Origin of the sequence: Variovorax sp. MSC1_012 (genome assembly GCF_023667525.1) — a bacterium.
In the GTDB taxonomy this organism is placed as follows: Bacteria; Pseudomonadota; Gammaproteobacteria; order Burkholderiales; family Burkholderiaceae_C; genus Variovorax; species Variovorax beijingensis_B.
This window is the reverse complement of record NZ_JAMOZJ020000002.1, coordinates 700,801-718,772: the sequence shown is the minus strand read 5'-3', so window position 1 is coordinate 718,772 and position 17,972 is coordinate 700,801. Positions and strand designations below refer to the sequence as shown.

19 protein-coding genes are annotated in these 17,972 nt (G+C 62.1%); 9 read left to right on the top strand and 10 right to left on the bottom strand.

Annotated features, from left to right (window positions below; all coding sequences use genetic code 11):
* Nucleotides 1-25 precede the first annotated feature (25 nt).
* Nucleotides 26-547, top strand: coding sequence for a cupin domain-containing protein (locus L1081_RS28790; RefSeq protein ID WP_489418003.1), 522 nt, complete (start codon nt 26-28; stop codon nt 545-547).
* Here L1081_RS28790 and L1081_RS28785 read toward each other — a convergent pair.
* Nucleotides 521-874: a DUF433 domain-containing protein gene (locus tag L1081_RS28785; protein ID WP_489418002.1), complete on the bottom strand. Its 354-nt coding sequence runs from the start codon at nt 872-874 to the stop codon at nt 521-523. The two genes, L1081_RS28790 and L1081_RS28785, sit on opposite strands and share 27 nt — an antisense overlap.
* A 392-nt stretch (nt 875-1,266) precedes the next feature.
* Here L1081_RS28785 and L1081_RS28780 point away from each other — a divergent pair, with 392 nt between their 5' ends.
* Nucleotides 1,267-1,818 carry a chorismate mutase gene (locus L1081_RS28780; protein ID WP_489416909.1) on the top strand — a complete coding sequence of 184 codons (552 nt, stop codon included), beginning with the start codon at nt 1,267-1,269 and terminating at the stop codon, nt 1,816-1,818.
* A 29-nt stretch (nt 1,819-1,847) separates the two neighbouring features.
* Here the strand turns inward: L1081_RS28780 and L1081_RS28775 are convergent, their stop codons facing one another.
* The 6 genes from L1081_RS28775 to L1081_RS28750 all read right to left on the bottom strand — a co-directional run bounded on the left by L1081_RS28775 (nt 1,848) and on the right by L1081_RS28750 (nt 6,322).
* Nucleotides 1,848-2,600, bottom strand: coding sequence for an ATP-binding cassette domain-containing protein (locus tag L1081_RS28775; RefSeq protein WP_489416908.1), 753 nt, complete (start codon nt 2,598-2,600; stop codon nt 1,848-1,850).
* Between the two features lie 2 nt (nt 2,601-2,602).
* Complete coding sequence (locus L1081_RS28770; protein WP_489416907.1) at nt 2,603-3,190, bottom strand: hypothetical protein; 588 nt, start codon at nt 3,188-3,190, stop codon at nt 2,603-2,605.
* Between the two features lie 13 nt (nt 3,191-3,203).
* Complete coding sequence (locus tag L1081_RS28765) at nt 3,204-3,884, bottom strand: ABC transporter permease subunit (protein WP_489416906.1); 681 nt, start codon at nt 3,882-3,884, stop codon at nt 3,204-3,206.
* Nucleotides 3,885-3,888: 4 nt separating this feature from the next.
* A complete protein-coding gene (locus L1081_RS28760; RefSeq protein ID WP_489416905.1) occupies nt 3,889-4,560 on the bottom strand; it encodes an ABC transporter permease subunit in 672 nt (223 codons plus the stop codon).
* Between the two features lie 15 nt (nt 4,561-4,575).
* Nucleotides 4,576-5,289 (bottom strand): transporter substrate-binding domain-containing protein, encoded by a 714-nt coding sequence (locus L1081_RS28755; RefSeq protein WP_489416904.1) that lies wholly within the window; start codon nt 5,287-5,289, stop codon nt 4,576-4,578.
* A gap of 637 nt (nt 5,290-5,926) precedes the next feature.
* Nucleotides 5,927-6,322, bottom strand: a complete 396-nt coding sequence (locus tag L1081_RS28750) for a helix-turn-helix domain-containing protein (protein ID WP_489416903.1) — start codon at nt 6,320-6,322, stop codon at nt 5,927-5,929.
* Nucleotides 6,323-6,494: 172 nt separating this feature from the next.
* Between L1081_RS28750 and L1081_RS28745 the strand changes: the two genes are divergently transcribed.
* The 4 genes from L1081_RS28745 to L1081_RS28730 all read left to right on the top strand — a co-directional run bounded on the left by L1081_RS28745 (nt 6,495) and on the right by L1081_RS28730 (nt 10,433).
* Complete coding sequence (locus L1081_RS28745; protein WP_489416805.1) at nt 6,495-7,016, top strand: cupin domain-containing protein; 522 nt, start codon at nt 6,495-6,497, stop codon at nt 7,014-7,016.
* A gap of 560 nt (nt 7,017-7,576) precedes the next feature.
* Nucleotides 7,577-8,158 carry a hypothetical protein gene (locus tag L1081_RS28740; protein WP_489416902.1) on the top strand — a complete coding sequence of 194 codons (582 nt, stop codon included), beginning with the start codon at nt 7,577-7,579 and terminating at the stop codon, nt 8,156-8,158.
* 55 nt (nt 8,159-8,213) lie between these two features.
* The gene (locus L1081_RS28735) at nt 8,214-9,257 is read left to right on the top strand and encodes a relaxase/mobilization nuclease domain-containing protein (RefSeq protein ID WP_489416901.1); all 1,044 of its coding nucleotides are present in this window, start codon (nt 8,214-8,216) and stop codon (nt 9,255-9,257) included.
* Between the two features lie 405 nt (nt 9,258-9,662).
* Entirely contained in the window at nt 9,663-10,433 is a 771-nt protein-coding gene (locus tag L1081_RS28730; RefSeq protein ID WP_489416900.1) for a hypothetical protein, read from the top strand.
* A gap of 198 nt (nt 10,434-10,631) precedes the next feature.
* Here the strand turns inward: L1081_RS28730 and L1081_RS28725 are convergent, their stop codons facing one another.
* From L1081_RS28725 to L1081_RS28715, 3 genes are all read right to left on the bottom strand, one after another.
* Nucleotides 10,632-11,669: a nucleotidyl transferase AbiEii/AbiGii toxin family protein gene (locus tag L1081_RS28725; protein ID WP_489414404.1), complete on the bottom strand. Its 1,038-nt coding sequence runs from the start codon at nt 11,667-11,669 to the stop codon at nt 10,632-10,634.
* Entirely contained in the window at nt 11,666-12,571 is a 906-nt protein-coding gene (locus L1081_RS28720; RefSeq protein WP_489416899.1) for a DUF6088 family protein, read from the bottom strand. Before L1081_RS28720 ends, L1081_RS28725 begins: the two co-directional genes overlap by 4 nt.
* 61 nt (nt 12,572-12,632) lie before the next feature.
* On the bottom strand, nt 12,633-12,788 hold the full coding sequence (locus L1081_RS28715) for a hypothetical protein (protein ID WP_489416898.1): 156 nt from the start codon (nt 12,786-12,788) through the stop codon (nt 12,633-12,635).
* Between the two features lie 385 nt (nt 12,789-13,173).
* Here L1081_RS28715 and L1081_RS28710 point away from each other — a divergent pair, with 385 nt between their 5' ends.
* The 3 genes from L1081_RS28710 to L1081_RS28700 all read left to right on the top strand — a co-directional run bounded on the left by L1081_RS28710 (nt 13,174) and on the right by L1081_RS28700 (nt 17,955).
* A complete protein-coding gene (locus tag L1081_RS28710; RefSeq protein WP_489416897.1) occupies nt 13,174-15,300 on the top strand; it encodes an ABC transporter transmembrane domain-containing protein in 2,127 nt (708 codons plus the stop codon).
* Entirely contained in the window at nt 15,297-16,652 is a 1,356-nt protein-coding gene (locus tag L1081_RS28705; protein ID WP_489416896.1) for an HlyD family type I secretion periplasmic adaptor subunit, read from the top strand. Before L1081_RS28710 ends, L1081_RS28705 begins: the two co-directional genes overlap by 4 nt.
* Nucleotides 16,653-16,719: 67 nt before the next feature.
* Nucleotides 16,720-17,955 (top strand): hypothetical protein, encoded by a 1,236-nt coding sequence (locus L1081_RS28700; RefSeq protein ID WP_489416895.1) that lies wholly within the window; start codon nt 16,720-16,722, stop codon nt 17,953-17,955.
* Nucleotides 17,956-17,972: the final 17 nt, after the last annotated feature.

Below are 17,972 nucleotides of genomic sequence, written 5' to 3'. Positions count from 1 at the left end.
CGGCGCGCAGGTGAGGGCGCTGCGCATGGCGGCCGAGGTGTCTGGCGGCGAACTGGCGAAGACCTCGGGGATTTCTGCCTCGATGCTTTCTCGCATCGAGCGCGGTCTGGTCTCGCCTTCGGTGGAGACTTTGGAGCGTCTCGCGAATGGTCTGGGTGTGCCGGCGTCGCGCTTCTTCAGTGATCAGGCGCGGCGCACGGACTTTTGCCATGTGCGCGCAGGACAGGGTGTCTTGGTCGATCGCATCGGCGCCGTGGCGGACTACCGCTACGAGCTGCTGGGTCACCTGCTGTCGGGCAACCTGTTCGTCGAGCCCTACCTGGTCACGTTGCTGCCCGGTGCCGATCCCTATGTGACCTTTCAGCACCCGGGTCTCAAGTTCCTGTACTTCCTGTCCGGGGAGGTCAGCTACCGTTACGGCGGCAGGACTGCGGAGGTGAGGGCTGGGGACTCGCTGCTGTTCGATGCGACCGCACTGCATGGGATCGAGGCCATTCGGATCCAGCCGGTCTCTTACCTGTCAGTGGTGTTCACGCTGCGGGAGTAGGCTGTTCTTGGGGCGTAGCCGCACAAGGACTCTACCCTTGAAGTTTCGCGTCGCGCCGGCCGCGCAACTGCGCCACACATCGGGCCCGTGCGTGCGCCGCCCACATGAAATCGCCGCCTCAACTTGCGCGACGGTCAGCGGCTCGCTCGTGAGCGAATACTCGTCCAGCACGTGATCTTCCGGGATTCCCTTTTCGAGAGAGGACAGAACGGGTTCGATGGGCAGCCGTGTCCTCTTGAAGCAAGGCTTGCCACCCGTCACTGTCGATCTCGTGATCAGTTCGTCCGCTGCATCTACCACTTTGGCGCGAGCGAGTGCCTTGCACATAGTGGCTGTGAAATCAAGCTGCAGGCCAATCCTCCGGTCCACGGTGATCCAGTCGACGTCTTCGCCATGTCGTGAAGGCCGATCAAGTCTTTCCTTGATTTCGAGCGCGCAACGCGCGCGGTCGGCCGCAAAAAGCCAAGACTGCAGGCGGGTTGCCGGTGGGTCTGGGCATGTCGCTTCATGAGTGCGCAGGCTTGCCGGAGCGGCGGCACCTTTGCGCGCGACCGGCGGTGCGCAACTGTGCATGTTGACAGGCGACGCGCGATCGTCCCCGCACTAATCTTTGCCTCCGGTCGATCCGGTGGCGGGCAGCCCGGATCGCGTCGCTGGACTTCCGGAGGTTCCCGATGCACATGCGCGTTCTGATTCGTTGTTTCCGAGCGGCCGGCGCAATGGCCATCACGCTGGCCACACTCGCCTGTGCTTCGGATGCCACGGAGCCCGATCGGTCCGAGGGCTTCTCGACCCTCGTGGCCCTGAGCGCGGCGCGGCTCGATCTGTCCCGGCAAGTGGCGCTGACCAAATGGGACAGCCGCCAGCCGGTCGCGGATCCGCCGGGCGATCCGCGCGAGCAAGAAGTCGTTGCGGCGGCTGCGCAAGAGGCGGGCGCGCGCGGTTTGCCAGGAGAACTGGTGACCGCGTTCTTCACCGACCAGATCGAAGCGAGCAAACTTGTCCAGTTCGCGCTCATGGCTCGCTGGCGGCGGGAGGGAGGAGCGCCGGCGGAACCTCGCGCAGACCTGAGGAACGAACTCCGTCCGGCGCTCGATCGGCTCCGCCTCCGGTTCATCGACGAACTCGTCGCGACCCGGTCGCTGCGCGAGCGGCCGGATTGCCGCGAGCGGTTGGCGCATGCGACCGCGCGGCACGTCGACTCGCATGGGCTGTCGCCGCTGTTCGCCATCGGGCTGGACCGCGGCCTGGCCCGCGTCTGCGCCGAGTGAACGCACGAACTTCGAGCAAGGACTTCGGGTCAGAAGACCTTGCTGAGGAATCGCTGGATCCGCGGGTCCGCGCAGTTGCCGAAGAACTCGCCGGGCGGCGCGGCCTGCACGATGCGCCCGCCGTCCATGAACGCGACCTTGTCGGCGACCGCCCGCGCGAAGCCCATCTCGTGGGTGATGCAGATCATCGTCATGCCGTCCCGCGCCAGAAGGATCATGGTTTCGAGCACTTCCTTGACCATCTCCGGATCGAGTGCAGACGTGGCTTCATCGAACAGCATGACAGAAGGATTCAGGCAGAGTGCCCGCGCGATGGCGACGCGCTGCTGCTGTCCGCCTGAGAGCTGAGCCGGATAGGCTGACGCCTTCTCGGCGAGCCGGACCTTGTCGAGATACGCGAGTGCGGTCTGTCGGGCCTCCTGCCGGGAGCGGCGCCGGACCCATCGCTGTGCCAAGGTGCAGTTCTCGAGAACGGTGAGGTGCGGAAACAGGTTGAACTGCTGGAACACCATGCCGATGTTGGCCCGTACCAGATCGGCGTGGCGCATGCGCGGCGAGACCACGACACCGTTGACTGACACGGTGCCGCTTCCGTAGCTCTCGAGTCCGCAGATGCACCGCGCGAGCGTCGACTTGCCCGAACCCGAGGGGCCGCACACGACCACGCGCTCACCGGCCGCGACGCTCAGATCGACGTCGCTGAGCACCTGTTGCGCGTGGAAATGCTTGGACAGCCCCGCGACCGAGACCATCGGGTCGAGAGAGGAGATGGCCGTGCCCATGCTCAGGCTCCCCGCCGATAGAGAAGGCCGGCGGGGCTGTCGCGCCAGGCAATCAAGCCCCCGGTGCTCACGCGGGTGCGCCCATAGACCATCCAGGCATCGTCGACCGTGCCGATGAACTGCCTGACATGCAGGAGTTCGGGGTGTTTGTCCGCGGCAGATGCATAGCCGAGGCCGACCGCGTACTTCCCGTCTCGCACGCCCTGGGTGACCTCGGCGACGGTCTCCACGAATTCGATCTGCGGCCACTGGCGGCGGTCGATGTACGGCAGGGTCGGGCGCATGACCGCGAGGGACGTGGGTTGCGCGGCGTCGTGGCGCTGGAGGATGGCCAGGTCCTGGCTCGGCGAGATGAAGGTGTCGATCAGGTGGAGGCCGACGAAGCACTTCGCGACTGTCGACACAGCGGCGGGATGCACCGCGCACTGGATCATGAAATCGGCCTCGCCCCGAAGCACGGCATCGGCGCCGCGCTCGAAGTCGGAGACCAGGTCCAGGATCGCGGTGTCGCGAAGGCCGTGAAAGTCGAGGTAGCGGCGGGTCACGAATTCGTGGTTGCTGCCTGCCGGGCCCAGGGTGAGGAATCTCATGCGGTTGCTTGGTTCAGTGTGGACGATTCAACGAGACCTCGAGCGCGCGGACGCCGCGCAGCAGGACGTAGTTGATGGCGAGATAGACGAGGCCTGCGCCGAGAAAGATCTCGTAAGGTGCGTAGGTCTCGGCGGTGAGCAGGCGGGCGCTGCCCGTGAGCTCGAGCAGGGTGACGGTGCTGGCGAGCGATGTCGCCTTGCAGGTCAGGATGATCTCGTTGCCGAAGGCCGGCAGCGCCGTGCGCACCGCGAGCGGCAGCTCGATCAGGCCAAAGGCCCGGATGCGGCCGAGCCCGAGGACGCGGGCGGCCTCGCGCGTGCCCCGCGGGATCGCGGCCAGTGCGGCGCCCAGTGTCTTGCCCGAGTAGGCAGCCGAGTTCAGTCCCAGGGCGATCACCACGCACCAGTAGGGATCGCGCAGCACGGGCCACAGCACGGAATGCCGGATCACGTCGAACTGGCCCGCCCCGTAGTAGAGCAGGAACAGCTGGACCAGCGCGGGGGTCCCGCGAAAGAAGAGCACGTAGGCATGGGCCGCCGCGCGCAGACCGGCGGCCCGCGCGTTCCTGCCGAGGGCGACGGGGATCGACAAGGTCGTGCCCAGGAGGATGACCCAGGCCGTGAGCTTGAGTGTGAGCCAGGCGCCCTCGACCAGCGCGGGCAGCACGGACCACAGAAGGGTGGTGTCGAACATGGGGTCAGGCGGCCAACGGGCGCGCGGCACGGCGCTCCGCCCACTCGAGGCACAGCGTGGCGAAGCCGGTCAGCGCAAGATAGATGCAGGCGGCGGCGAGATACATCGTGAACGGCTCACGCGTCGCGCCGGAGGCCTCTGCGGCCTTGCGCATGAGTTCGTCGCACCCGACGATGGAGACGATCGACGTCTGCTTGAGCAGAACGATCGACTGGTTGCCGAACGGGGCGAGCGCGAAGCGGGCCGCCTGCGGCAGCACGACGGTCCACAGCGCCTGGGCGCGCGACAGTCCGAGCGTCCTCGCGGCCTCCCGCTGGGTTTTCGGGACCGACATCAGTGCGCCCCGCGCGATCTCGGCAGCATAGGCACCGAACGAGAGCGCCAGCGCGGCCACACCGGCGAGAAAGGTGTCGATCTCGACATAGCGGCCGGTGAGCGCGGCCAGCGTGAGCGAGCCGCCAAAGAAAACGGCGAAGACGATCAGCAGGTCGGGAATGCCCCGGACCACCGCGGCGTAGCCGTCACCGGCGGCCCGCAGAACGCGGTGGCCCGAGAGCTGCAGGCCGCAGACGGCTGCGCCGAGCAGCGTGCCAAGCACCAGCGCGGCGGCCGCGAGCTGCAGCGTCGTGAGCGCGCCCAGGAGCAACTGGCCGCCAAAACCATGGAGGATGTTCATCAGGGGTCGCGGCGCCTACATCAGCTTGAACGGGAAGTACTTCGCCGTGATGCGGTCGTAGGTGCCGTCAGCCCGGATCGCTTCAAGCGCGGCGTTGATCCTCGCCAGGGTCTGCCCATCGTCCTTGCGCACAGCGATGCCGTTGCCCTCGCCGAGGATGCCGCCCTTGAGCTCCGGGCCGACGAACGCGAAGTCCTTGGCCTCGGGCGTCTTCAGGAAACCGACGTGGTAGGTGACCATGTTGCCGAGGATGTACTCGACGCGGCCGGCAACGAGGTCGAGTTCGGCGGCCTGCGGCGTGTCGTAGAACTTGAGGTCGGCGTCCCTGTAGTTCTGCGCGAGATAGGCTGCCTGGACCGAGCCGCGCTGGACACCGATGGTCTTGCCCTTGAGCGCCGCGGGATCGACGTTCGGCGGCGTTCCCCTGCGGGCGACAAAGCGCGAGATGGTGTCCTTGTACTTGGCCGAGAAGGCCACGCGCTCGCGCCGCTGCGGCGTGATCGCCATGCTCGCGACGATCATGTCGTACTTGCGGGCGACAAGGCCCGGGATGATGCCATCCCAGTCCTGCGCGACGATCTCGCACTTGGCCTTCATCTTCTCGCACAGTGCACGTGCGATGTCGACATCCCAGCCCTGGAGCATTCCCTGCGAGTCCTTGAAGCTCCAGGGCGGGTACGAGCCTTCGGTCGCGATGCGGTAGTTGCCCTGGGCGCTGGCCGCAGCCATGCAGAGGCATGACGACAGCGCCAGACAGAGGGGCCGGCGAAGCAAGCCGGGAAGCGAAGCGTGGAAGCGCATGGACATTGTCTCCGAGACGAATCGTTGTGATGCGCGAATCGTCGAGGAGCTTCGGAGCGTGCGCAATGCTTGCATCGGAAGCAATTGCCCATTCGAAGGACCGCGCTTCGAATGCAGAGGGCCGAGCCCGCAGAGGGGCGCGCGCATTGCATCGCGGGCAATTCGAGTCGTGTCGCGGACTTGCGTCGCGGCATGTCTTGCCGAGGGCGCCTGCTTCGCGGCGCAAGCATCGGGTCCGCGCACCGCGCCGCCGACGCCGGCCTTGTCCGTCCCCTGAAGCGACGCCCGTGCGAATCCGCGCGGAACATGCCTTGCCGGCGAGGCGTGCAGGGGGCATGGCCGGCCGTGGCATGGCGAGATGCTGCGGTGGATCTGCTGTCGGAGCCACCTCTTGACCGACGCATAGCTCGCGCGGTCCGATGTCCAGGGCTTCGGGCGTCGCCACCCACGTGGCCTGGCGGCGTTCGAGGGCGTACGCGGCGCTCGAGGCGTGCGTACCGTCGCCGATTTCCATGCGGCCTCGACAACGGCGCACGTCCTGCGCTCGGGCGACCACAACTGTCACCTACGAAGAAGATTTGATATGACTTGCGAATTCGAGCAGCAACTTGCGCTGTTTGGTGTCTAGCTGACCGAACCACAGGATGAGTTTGGCGAGTTCGTCATCCGCTGCGTAAAAGTAGGGGACTGGAACGCCAAGCTCGTCCGCCAGCCGATGCGCGAAAGAAATGTTTGGCTCGTGAATCCCGCTCTCGTAGCGAGAAATGCGTGCGCTGGCAGTACCCTCATCCAGTCCCGCTTTAACGCCAAGCTTGTCTTGTGGCAAACCTGCTGCCAATCTCGCAAGTCTTAAGCGAGCACCGAAGACTGAGCGAGGAGAAGGGTTGGGAGGCACTCTACGATAGTCGTAAGATCGACTTTTCTCGTCTCTACGTTTTTCGTAGAATTCAGACTTGCGCATTTCGCTTTAGGCAAGTCTCAATATGCCCAATCGAGCAATTGCATCCCCGCTACCCAGCGCCCGACCTCTGCGACTGCCAGTCTCGGTGACGCGAGCCCGACCGCGGCAACCCGCACCTGTCGTGCGCAGCCTGTCCGCGGCCCGCATCGGCGCGCAGGTGAGGGCGCTGCGCATGGCGGCCGAGGTGTCTGGCGGCGAACTGGCCAAGACCTCGGGGATCTCTGCCTCGATGCTTTCTCGCATCGAGCGCGGTCTGGTCTCGCCTTCGGTGGAGACCCTGGAGCGTCTCGCGAATGGTCTGGGTGTGCCGACCTCGCGCTTCTTCGGCGATCAGGCGCGGCGCACGGACTTCTGCCATGTGCGCGCGGGGCATGGTGTCTTGGTCGATCGCATCGGCGCGGTGGCGGACTACCGCTACGAGCTGCTGGGTCACCTCCTGTCGGGCAACCTGTTCGTCGAGCCCTACCTGGTCACGTTGCTGCCCGGTGCCGATCCTTACGTGACCTTCCAGCACCCGGGTCTCAAGTTCCTGTACTTTCTGTCCGGGGAGGTCAGCTACCGTTACGGCGGCAGGACTGCGGAGGTGAGGGCAGGGGATTCGCTGCTGTTCGATGCGACCGCACTGCATGGGATCGAGGCCATTCAGACCCAGCCGGTCTCTTACCTGTCAGTGGTGTTCACGCTGCGAGAGTAGGTTGTTCTTGGCGGCCCTGCCGCGCTGCGGGGCGACGCCGATGCCCATTCGATGGTTCCCCTGCGAATTCGCTACGTGCCGAATTCACCTCTCCGTCCTTAGCTTTCTCTCGGTGTTCGGCATGCCGAACACCGAGAAAGTCTCGAACGGTAGCAACAGCGAAGGTCTTCTGCTTGATGGAGCCGTGAGGAAATTTATGCGGCGGCCGGACGGGCCCGCTCTGCGAGCGGAATGAATTTTCGATTTCGGCAGCCTGGACGCGGCGGTCGCAGGACGACGTCGAAACTTCGAGGGCAACGTCTTTGTGGGGCTACGAGGGCGGGATCGTTCCGTCTACCTCCGGAATGTTCGGCATGCCGAACATTGTTGAAGGGCTCCGAACTGCCGATCGACGGCAACGCTCCGGAGCCGCGAAACGGCGAGGGGAGTTCGACGCTGGAATTCCGAGGGCAAAGTCCTTGTGCGGCCATGAGGGCTGGAATTCCGAGGGCAAAGTCCTTGTGCGGCCATGAGGGCAGGATAGTCTGCCGTCAGACATTGTTAACAACCATGGCGTTGCAATGACCCAGTCCTCTCGACCCAGCCGCGTGATCGGAACCCGGGTGCCGCCCGATACCAGGGCGCACTTCGCCGCGCTGGCGGCGCGGCATCATCTCAATGCGTCGACTCTGCTCGCGAAGATGGTCGACGAGGTGCTCAAGACCCACGGCGACATCTCGCTGGGCTCGGGTGGACAGCGCTCCCTACGCGAAACGGAAGACAGCATTGGCCTGGCGGACCGCGTCACGCTGCGGCTTCGCACAGGCGATCGCGCGCTGGCGGCAGAGCGGGCCCAATCCCGTGGAATGAAGACAGCCAGCTACCTCGCCCTGTTGATCCACAACCATGTGCGTGACGCGGCCGTGCTGCCGCCGAACGAACTGGACCAGATCAAAGTGACCGTCGCCCGACTGGCCGCGTTGGCGCGGCAGCTTCGAATGTTCGGCATGCCGAACACTCTGACCGGTCCGGTGGCACCGGACCTCGGCGAAGCGATCGCGCGGGTCCGGCGGGAAGTCGAGGCGGCACGCGAAGCCACGGCCGCCCTCGTGCGCCGCAACCTGATCAGCTGGGAGACCGGCGCCGGGAGTGCCCGTGCCTGAACAGACGGCGCGCATCGGCCGAAGCGGCCGCGGCGCGGCCGGTGCGCCGCGCGACATGGCGCTGGACATCGTGAGCTACGGTCGGCGCGGGCCGGGCGGCACGCTGCGCCTCGGCGCCGACCAGATCGCGCAGATCCAGCGCACGGTGGGGCGCACGCCCGAGGTGATGGTGAAGGTCTCCGGCGGCGCACGGGACGTCGGCGGCGTCGAGGCCCATCTGCGCTACATCGGCCGGCACGGCAAGCTGGAATTGGAAACCGACGAGGGACTGGCGCCGCAGGGCCGGGGTGCCGCCAAGGAGATCACGGCCGACTGGCAGCTGGCGCTTTGCAGAAGCCAGTACAAGCCGAGACCCGCTCAGGCGCAGAAAGACACGCGTGTGAAGTTGGTCCACAACATCGTCCTGTCCATGCCCGCCGGCACGCCAGCGGACAAGGTACGGGCGGCCGCCCGTGTCTTTGCGCGCGAGAACTTCGCGCTGCAACATCGCTACGCCATGGTGCTGCACACGGACCAGCCGCACCCCCATGTGCATCTGGTGGTCAAGTGCGAACACGAGTTCGAGCCTGGCAAGCGCCTCTACATCCGAAAGGACACGCTGCGCCAGTGGCGCGAGCAGTTCGCCGCATTGATGCGAGAGCAGGGCGTGGCGGCCAATGCCACGCCGCGCCAGGTGCGAGGGCAGACCCGCAAGCCCTACAGGGATGCGATCCATCATCGGCTGCGCGCGCTTCGGGCATTCGGACAACTGCCCCCGAGCGACCGGACCGGGCACCGGCCGCCGAAGACCTCGACCTTCATGGGCGCCAAGCTGGAGAACCTGCTCCAGGCGCTGAGGTCGGGGCGAGGCGCCGTAGATGACGGACAAGAGAAGATGCGAAACACCCGGCGGGAGGTGGTCGCAGATTGGCGCGCAACGGCGGATGCGCTTCGAAATCAGGACCAGGCCGAGTTGGCCGACCGGGTGGGGCGCTTCGTCGCGCGCATGCCGGCTGTGCAGACCGATGCGCAGCGAATGGCGGATCGATGGAGGGAAACAGAGAGAAGTCGAGCGCTGGAGCGCGCGGATGCCAACTCGTCTGGGCCACGTGTCCGATGATGGCTGAGTCGTCTCCGTTTCAGCCACCTTCTGCAGGGTTGCCGCATTGACACCGTGACGGCGTGGTCGTCTGAGCGTGGTAGTGGATGCGCCAGGGTCAGGGTGTCGCCTCCTGTCAAAAATGCCAGTTGTCAGAAGCTGTGAGTCATCGCACGCTCGGCGCAAATCCATGCGGATGACGAGTCTAGGGGGCGCTGGGTGAAGCTGCAATTGCCGGAGCGAGTCCGGATGGCAGCGCTGCTCTGGCTCCGGTGCCGGTTCTGCTTTTGCCGGGGGTCTTCAAGTCAGAAATTCACCGTCGTTAAGCAAGCCGCTACTCGAAGGCTCGATCCAACTTCAAGGAGTTCCATGCAAGGCAATTACCATGCGACGGCGATATTGCATGCGAATTTTCAGAGGAGGTCTATGAGCGCCGAAGCAGAAAAAGAACCCGTCAAGCCAGCGAGCCAAGAACCAAGATCGATTCCATGGTCCGGAATTCTCAAAGCCGCCGCCGCGATTGGTACGGCAGTAGGCGGATATCTCGTGCATCTCTCCGGTTCAATCAGTCACCGGAACTATGTGTACGAATGGGGACTCGACTCCGGCTTGTTCCCGCTATCAACGGAGGCGACCTTCATCGAGGGCTTCTATGCTTTGATTGATCGACTTGCCAAGATTCAGACAACAATCTGGAGCGGAGGCTCGCGTATCGCGATTGCTGTTGTCTTGCTGCTAACCGCGCTGCTGTTCGCGCGCCAATGGATGGACCGGAAATTCGCAAACACCTCCGTGCCGAAGCCACCAGCGTGGATGTTCAAATGGCCAGGCGATCTTTTGCAAAGTTTCATGGTTTCGACAATCGTCGTTCTCGCGCTGCAGCTCCCGATTGCCGTTCTCGTTCTTCTCATGGCCGGTCCAGCCGCATTTGCAGAGACGGCGGGACAAGAGGCGGCAAGACGGGAGCTGGTGAAATTTCAGAAGGGGTGCGATGCAGACGTTCGGATGCGCTGCATGGAACTGCGCAAAGGCAGTGACGTTGTGGCAAAAGGCTTTCTCATCACAAGCTCGCCAACCCATATCGCGATCTATGACGTTCAGATGCGAGCTGCCCGTGCATTGGAGCGTGGTGGCACCGAACTAAGAAGCGAGATCAAGCCAGCAGCCCCGGTCGCCGCCAAAGCAAGCGCGCCGTGAGCCCGCAGCAATAAGCCGCTCCTGCGGCTTCACCGAAGTTCTCTCCGCCAGGCATTGATCGTGCGATGCCGCGTTGAGTGAGGCTCCGCTTTCTCCTTCCGATATTGAGTTCTACGAGTGTGAACCCTGCCACGGGCGCAAGGCGGCTCAACGGGCAAGCGATGCGTCGTCGTCATCGCTTCCGCGCTGCGCCGATGCCTAGGCATCGACGGCATCTTGTGCTTTTTGAACGCTGGCAAGAACCTCGTCCAGGGCGGGGACCGGTCCGAAAATCATCCCGGTCATCGCGTCATAGTCGCGCTGTAAGGAATCCATCATGGTCGCAGCCGGGAGCAGCGTGAAGCTACCCGCCTTGGCCGCCTCAAGACCCAGATCGGGGCTGCCGAAGAACAAGCGCGCATGACGAGCGCAATCTTCAGCCAGCGCCTTGTCTGCCAGCCATTGCGGCGCCTCCTTCGTTTGCATCAGGCGATGTACATCGTAGTAATGACGCGAGACACGCTGTCCACCGTGACGCAAGACACCCCGGCGCTCATGCCATTGATAGAGACCGTGAAGGATCGTGATCTTGTCCCAGAAGGTCCGTTCCGGTTTCACAGTCACGACGTTGGAGACTTCCAGTTCTTGGTCTGGGAGGTCATCATCGACATAAGGGCGCAGCGTTGCCGGTGTGTGCGGATCAAGCGCCGATTTCGCGCCAGCTTCAATCTTGACCGCCGATCGGATGTAGTCCCCCTCTCGGGTCGTGACCGCCGGATACCAAAGAAGCAGACTCTGCCCGTCCGCGTCATCCGGGTCTCTCTCAAGTCTGAAACGGCCATCCGGAATGCTTGCCGCCGCGCGCGCCTGCAATTGCGAGAAGAAGGGGCCGTCGATATAGGTCCGGCAGGCGTCACGGATCTCATCGAGTCGCGCACGGCGCTTCTTGCCGCTCATGGCCTCAAGCTCCGCCACGTCTACGTCCTGCTGCAAGTCTTCACGGAACACCGTGATGTCGATGTCCTCAGAGAACCGCGAAATCAGGCCGAAGGCTTTTGAAAGCGATGTTCCGCCTTTGAAGAGAAGGCGCGGACCGCCGGGCTCCAGCCCGTTGAAAAGCGCATCGAGCGTCCAGCAAACCCAGAAGTCTTTCTCGACGTTCTGGACGGCGGTGCCAAGGCGAGCCGCCGTGCCAAGAAACAGATCGCGACGCTCTTCGTCGCTGGCCGCGATGACTGTCTGATAGGCCTCGTTCATTTCGCGCCTGCCGGTATGTCGTTGTGCGATTTCTGTTTGGCAGGCGTTGGCTTGCTACTGCTTGCCGCGTCCGGCGTGAGGTCCAGAAGGGGCCGTAGGTAATCTTGCATCCAGATTGGAAGCGCGCTGAATCCTTGCGTCAGATCATCGCGAATGGCATCGCCGTGCGTCTTGTCAGTCAGAAGCCTGCCGATCTTTTGCCGGATATGGTCGCTGTCCGAAGACAACGTGTCCTTCAGCCAGTGCAAGGCTTGCACTAGACGCATGGCCGGACGACCCGCCCAGTACAACCGGCTTGGCGCGCACAGCTTGAATTCGATCAGCAGTTTGTCGAGTTGGATGGAGCGGCGACGGGTGTCGGTATAGATAGTGACGTGAGCAGGGACAGCATCGGTCAGGCCCAAATCGTTCGCGGCAGTCATGCCGTCAACCAAGATGCGCAGATTGTCACGACGGGCAATCGCGTCAATGATGGCCCGGTAGTCCGGGGTTGTCGTGCGCTTGGTGAGCCTGTTGGTGACTGGCTTGTCGTAAAGCCCCCGGTCAATGCGGCGGAGTTGGTCACGCAAGGTCATGCGCTGCAAGGTCTTGTCGATGACATCCCGGGAGCCAAGCTGCGCGAAGTCGGCCGGAACCCAGACATGGCCGGGGCCGGAAGCGTCAATCAGCGATGAGATACGAGCCGCGATGTCGGACATAATCAACTCCTGTCCGAAAAATATATACATTTTTCGGACATAAGTCAAATTCAATTGTCCGAAATTCACATACATTTTTCGGACAATCTGAGGGCGCAAACGGGTCCTCCAGCGTTCTTTGGCTCCATTGCAGCCTTCAGGGGTATGCCCGCTCGAGACTGGATGCAGCCGGTCGTTGAGCTGCCACGGGATGACCGCTGCCACCAAGAGCAGCCTGTCGACTCACGGCAGCAGAGTGCCCAACGATCTCTCCCGGGAGGTTTCCTCAATAGGAGCCACAAGGCACAGGCCAGACGCCATCTGCATCAATGTCCGGGTGGCGTGCTTCTTCCATCAAGCGTCCATGCTTGTCCCGCAGTCGCTCGATGTGATCGAGACAGGCGCTAGCCACCGAGGCAGTTGAATTGTCGCCAGCGGTCATGGCAAAGGGTCCGGCGAAACTGAGGCAAAGGCGCGCTGAACTGGATGACCATCGGAAGCTCAAGCGCGGTTCCGGTCACCGCGCAGCAACCTTGAGATAGCCCGGGAATGAGGCGGCGTGACAGGGCATCCAAAGTTGAAGCGGTGTTCTCGATGAGAAAGAGCGGGCCTCCATAAAGATAAAGGAGAGACTCAGCTTATTCAGCATTCGCTTTCAGGAAAACAACAGGCATTGGTCAGAAAAAAAGCTACTAATCGTTCGATGGTTAGTTCGCAAGCAGTACTTTTGTTTTCTTATTTGGAGAGTTACGAGATACACCTCGAAATAATAATGTGATTTTTTCCCATCCCTGATACATTCAGAAAAAATTTGGGGGTGGGGAGATATGGAACTGCTGAGAGGTAACGGTAGCTCGGATCACGCTGGGAGTTACCTGGTGTGGCTCGTGGGAGCGTTGTGCGCTTTGCATCGCGTCACATTCGACGCTCGCTTGCTCGCGCATCGCTTTCCGCCCCCGCATCATCCGGACGCGCTGTTGCGCGCATTGCGCGAACTAGGGTTCCACGCCAAGCGCAAGGCAGTTGCGCCGAGTAAGTTGGCGCAACTCACCTTTCCTTTGATCGCAGACATGGAGGGTGGCGACACGACATTGGTTCTGCGCGCAGACGGTGAAAATGTCGCCTATCTTTCGCCGGGCTCGGGCCACGAGGTCATTACTGAGCCGCATGCATTGTTCGCCGGTAAATTTGCGGGCCGCGTCGTTCAGGCCAAAGTACAAAGCAAGAACCCCAGTGATCCCGATGGCGCGGGCCATACCAGCGTTTTTGGATTCGGCTGGTTCGTCCCCGAACTACTCAAACACAAGGCTGTATGGAAGCAGGTGCTGTTGGCTTCCTTGTTCCTTCAGCTCGTCTCGTTGGCGTTTCCGCTCATTACGCAAGCAGTCGTCGACAAGGTTGTGGTCCATCGGACACAGAGCACCCTGATCGTGCTTGGAACGGCGATGGGAATATTTGTCGTCTTTACAGCCTTGCTGGGCTGGGTACGACAGTATCTCGTACTGCATACCGGCAATCGGGTGGATGCGGTGCTCGGAGCAACGGTTTTCGAGCATCTTTTCAAACTTCCGGTCAAGTATTTTGAGCACCGTGCTACCGGCGTCATTGCGGCACGTCTGCATGGTGTGGAAACCATCAGGGAGTTCATTGCTTCCGCTGCAATAAGCTTGGTGCTGGACGTCCCGTTCCTGCTGATCGCGGTCGCGGTCATGTTCACTTACTCGGTGCCCCTGACGCTGATCGTTCTGGGCATCCTCTGTGTCATCGGTCTTCTGTCGTTCCTGGTAGCGCCGATGTTCCAGCGCCGACTCAATCAGCAGTTTCTGCTGGGCGCTAGGAATCAAGCTTTCGTCACCGAGCATGTGGCGGGGCACGAAACCGTCAAGAGTCTACAGATGGAGCCGTTGCTGAACGCGCGCTATGGCGACTACCTCGCGACCTATCTCCAATCAGGATTCGCGACAAAACAGATCGGCAATACATATAACACCGTCGCAAGCGCGATGGAGCAAGTCATGACCGTGCTGGTGCTAATGGTCGGCGCATGGGCTGTCATGAATCCGACACCAGGAGCAGCGCCTTTCACCATTGGTATGTTGGTGGCCTTTCAGATGTTCGCGGGGCGCATCAGCCAACCCATGTTGCGGCTGGTAGGCCTGTGGCAGCAGTTCCAAGAAGCGAGCTTGGCAGTTCAGCGCCTCGGCGACTTGATGAACGCGCCTGCCGAACCTTATTCTTTGACCCCATCTCGCCAAAGCGAGACAGGTGGGCGCATCGAATTCGAGGCGGTGGGATTTCGCTATAGCGAAGACCGGCCTTTTTTGTACCGTGATGTGCATTTGAACGTGGAACCCGGGCGAACCATCACGATCATGGGCCCCAGCGGATCGGGCAAGTCGACGTTGGCAAAGCTCCTGCAGGGCTTCTATCGTGCAAGCGAGGGCACTGTCAAGGTCGATGGCGTCGACACTCGCCATCTGTCCGCCAACGAGCTCCGAAGCTACTTCGGCGTCGTGCCGCAGGAGACCATTCTCTTCAGCGGCAGCATCTACGACAACTTGCTGGCTGCAAATCCATCGGCCAGCTTCGACGAGGTAGTTGACGCATGCAAAAAGGCTGACATTCACAACACCATCGAAGCCCTCTCGCAAGGTTACAAGACAGAGATCGGCGAACGCGGAACGGGCCTGAGTGGTGGCCAAAAGCAGCGTATCGCCATCGCCAGGGCGCTGCTCAAGCGACCACGGATCCTGATTTTCGACGAAGCAACGTCAGCCCTGGACCATCAGACAGCGGAGGCGTTTGCGGCCACCGTCAATCATCTCAAGGGGCAGGTCACGCTGATCTTCATCGCCCACGCGTTGCCGCGCACGCTGCATGTCGACGAGGTCTACGTGATCCGCGACGGCGAGCTGCGCAAAGCGGTCGCTCGCGTGAGGGAAGCGCAGGCATGAAACTCAATGCTGAGGCGCTCGAATTTGCGCCTGGACTACTGAGCATCCAGGACAGTCCGCCACCGGCGCTACCGCGAGCAGTGCTCTATGCGGTCGTAGCCTTGTGCAGCCTGATGCTCCTATGGGCTATCTTCGGCAAGTTGGACGTGGTCGCCGCTGCCGACGGAAAGTTGGTGCCGCAAAGCTACGTCAAGATCGTGCAGCCGGCGGAGGCAGGCATCGTGAGCGACATCCTTGTCAAGGAGGGCGATCTGGTGCGGGCCGGCCAAGTCCTGCTTAGACTTGACTCCACTCTTAGTGTCGCGGACAGCCGGAGCCTGGCTTCCGACCTCGCGCTGAAACGCTTGACCCTGCGACGCATCGACGCCGAACTTGGAGGACGGCAGCTGAACGCGCTGACCGGTGACCACCCTACGCTGCTCGGCCAGGTGCAGTTGCAAAGCGATACCCGCAGTCAAGCCTATCGCGACGCGCTGGCGCAGGAAGCTGCGGTGCGTGAACGAACAGCACAGGATCTCAAGGCGGCTCAAGAAACGCTGCACAAGCTCAAGGCGACGCTGCCGAGTTATCAGCAGTCAGCGGAGGCGCATCGAAAGCTTGTCAACGAAGGCTTTCTCAGTCAATTAGCTGGCAACGAAAAGGAGCGCGAAGCTGTCGAGAAGGCCCAGGACCTCAAGGCGCAGATGGCGACCGTGAATGGGCTCGCTGCAGCCATTGGTGCCCAGGACAAGAAGATCGCAGCACTGACGAGCAACTATCGCAGCCAGTTACTGACCGAACGCACCGAAATTATGGGCAGCCTGCTCAAGTTGGAGCAGGAGGAAAAGAAAGCTGGTTTCAAGGAAACACTGACCGAACTCAAGGCTCCTCAGGCGGGCATTGTGAAGGACTTGGCCACTACAACTAAGGGAGCGGTAGTCCAGCCCGGAATGGTGTTGCTGACCCTCGTACCCAAGGGTGAAGTGCTGTTGGCCGAGGTGCAGGTAAAGAACGAAGACATCGGCTTCGTACGCCCGGGCCAAGAGGTCAAGCTCAAACTGGCCACCTATCCGTTCCAAAAGTACGGATTGCTGGACGGGCAAGTGCAATCCGTAGCACCTGACGCGACGCCCAGCGCCAACGATACGGCACAAAGCGGCGGCAGGACTGCAGAGTCGGTCGGCGGCTATAGGGCCTTGATCAAACTTAAAACGCAGTACCTTGAAGCAGCTGACCGATCACAAGCGCAGCATTACACACTGGACGCCGGCATGCATGTCAGCGCGGAGATCCACCAAGGTGAGCGCACGGTCATAGAGTATCTGCTGAGCCCTGTCAGCAGGACGCTTCAGGAAGCGGCGAGGGAAAGATGAGATTGCTCTACGCCTGCCGGGCAGGCTACAGAAACGATGCGAGTCGTTGGTGCTACTACCAGCCAACTTGAGCACGAGCGCTTCACCGAGTTCGCCACGCGCTATCAAACAACCAACCGGTAAGACAGCATTCGACGCGAGTTCTTGTTTTGCAAATAGTGAACAAACTATGCCAGCGCCATTCTTCTTCAACGCCACGCAGATCGATCAGATTCAAACAGAGGTAAGCGTCAGGCGAACCTTTTGGCCTTGGAGCACCATTGCGCTGATCTGTGCTGCAGCGGCGGCGCTGATCGGCTGCCAGCGCGACTACGAACGCAAGCACATCGGCGGCAAGGGCAGCACGATCCAGCTCACATGGGAGGAAGAGCAGCATCGCAACACGAATCGCGGGATGGATCGCGACGGCACGCCGGCCTCCCTCAGTGACTGCGAGGAGCGCGCCTGGATCAATCGGCGAGCGCAGGGACTTACCCCGTTGAACAATGAACGCGCTCGCACAGCTGGCGATACGTATCGGCATGTTGGCCAATACGCCTTTCGCAAGCGCGCTGGGTACGGCGGGTCAATGTCGCAACCCGACCAGAAATGGCTGCTCTATGCGGTGATTCCCGATTTCTCGCCGCAGTACCATGCCGATCCCAAGCTCTGCGACGACTCTAAGGTTCTTCGCGCGCCCAATGGCTCGCCCATCGATGGCAGCGCTTGCAGGCGCTACGACGTGGTCAATGGAGTGGCGAATCTGGCGGCGATCGTCTTGCAGTGCGTTGATCGCGATCATCTCAATGGGCAACCCGATCTTTACTGGCCGGCCAGACTTCCACAGGTCAAAGAGGAAGCATTTGTCAATCTCCGCTCTATTCGATTGACAGGCAGGCCCAGGCATCTCGTGAACTGGCAAGAACTGACACGTACTGCGCGTCCTGAGCTTGGCCTGTACGAATACACCGGTCACGTTGCAAAGGACGTCCTGGACGAACCAAAGAAGCCGGAGCAGACGAGCATCTTCTACGAGCCAATGGCAGAGCCCAAGACTTGGCATCTGGGGCAGCCTGCAATATTTTCTTGCTCAAAGCGGTACGAAAAAGCCTCAGCCGACAGCGACCAGGCAACATGTTCTGGACCTGCGACCTACTACTCGTTTGTAGCGCCGGGTCTCTCCGCGGGCATGACCTTCCCCATCAAGTTCCTGCCGCAATGGCGCGAACTGACCAGGGGCTTCACCGAGTTCGTTACCAGCTATCAAACCACCGATCCACAGGCACCCCTGCCATTTGTTGCGACGAGCAGCGCTCGTCGCTGATTTCTCTTTCAGCGAGT

Bases quoted from the DNA above. Each gene is read 5' to 3' on its own strand.
- L1081_RS28780 (WP_489416909.1), top strand. From the start codon at position 1,267: ATGGCCATCACGCTGGCCACACTCGCCTGTGCTTCGGATGCCACGGAG.
- L1081_RS28745 (WP_489416805.1), top strand. From the start codon at position 6,495: ATGGCGGCCGAGGTGTCTGGCGGCGAACTGGCCAAGACCTCGGGGATC.
- L1081_RS28750 (WP_489416903.1), bottom strand. From the start codon at position 6,322: ATGCGCAAGTCTGAATTCTACGAAAAACGTAGAGACGAGAAAAGTCGA.
- L1081_RS28770 (WP_489416907.1), bottom strand. From the start codon at position 3,190: ATGAGATTCCTCACCCTGGGCCCGGCAGGCAGCAACCACGAATTCGTG.
- L1081_RS28740 (WP_489416902.1), top strand. From the start codon at position 7,577: ATGACCCAGTCCTCTCGACCCAGCCGCGTGATCGGAACCCGGGTGCCG.
- L1081_RS28735 (WP_489416901.1), top strand. From the start codon at position 8,214: ATGGCGCTGGACATCGTGAGCTACGGTCGGCGCGGGCCGGGCGGCACG.
- L1081_RS28760 (WP_489416905.1), bottom strand. From the start codon at position 4,560: ATGAACATCCTCCATGGTTTTGGCGGCCAGTTGCTCCTGGGCGCGCTC.
- L1081_RS28705 (WP_489416896.1), top strand. From the start codon at position 15,297: ATGAAACTCAATGCTGAGGCGCTCGAATTTGCGCCTGGACTACTGAGC.
- L1081_RS28765 (WP_489416906.1), bottom strand. From the start codon at position 3,884: ATGTTCGACACCACCCTTCTGTGGTCCGTGCTGCCCGCGCTGGTCGAG.
- L1081_RS28715 (WP_489416898.1), bottom strand. From the start codon at position 12,788: ATGACCGCTGGCGACAATTCAACTGCCTCGGTGGCTAGCGCCTGTCTC.
- L1081_RS28710 (WP_489416897.1), top strand. From the start codon at position 13,174: ATGGAACTGCTGAGAGGTAACGGTAGCTCGGATCACGCTGGGAGTTAC.
- L1081_RS28755 (WP_489416904.1), bottom strand. From the start codon at position 5,289: ATGGCTGCGGCCAGCGCCCAGGGCAACTACCGCATCGCGACCGAAGGC.
- L1081_RS28790 (WP_489418003.1), top strand. From the start codon at position 26: ATGGCGGCCGAGGTGTCTGGCGGCGAACTGGCGAAGACCTCGGGGATT.
- L1081_RS28785 (WP_489418002.1), bottom strand. From the start codon at position 874: ATGTGCAAGGCACTCGCTCGCGCCAAAGTGGTAGATGCAGCGGACGAA.
- L1081_RS28730 (WP_489416900.1), top strand. From the start codon at position 9,663: ATGAGCGCCGAAGCAGAAAAAGAACCCGTCAAGCCAGCGAGCCAAGAA.
- L1081_RS28725 (WP_489414404.1), bottom strand. From the start codon at position 11,669: ATGAACGAGGCCTATCAGACAGTCATCGCGGCCAGCGACGAAGAGCGT.
- L1081_RS28775 (WP_489416908.1), bottom strand. From the start codon at position 2,600: ATGGGCACGGCCATCTCCTCTCTCGACCCGATGGTCTCGGTCGCGGGG.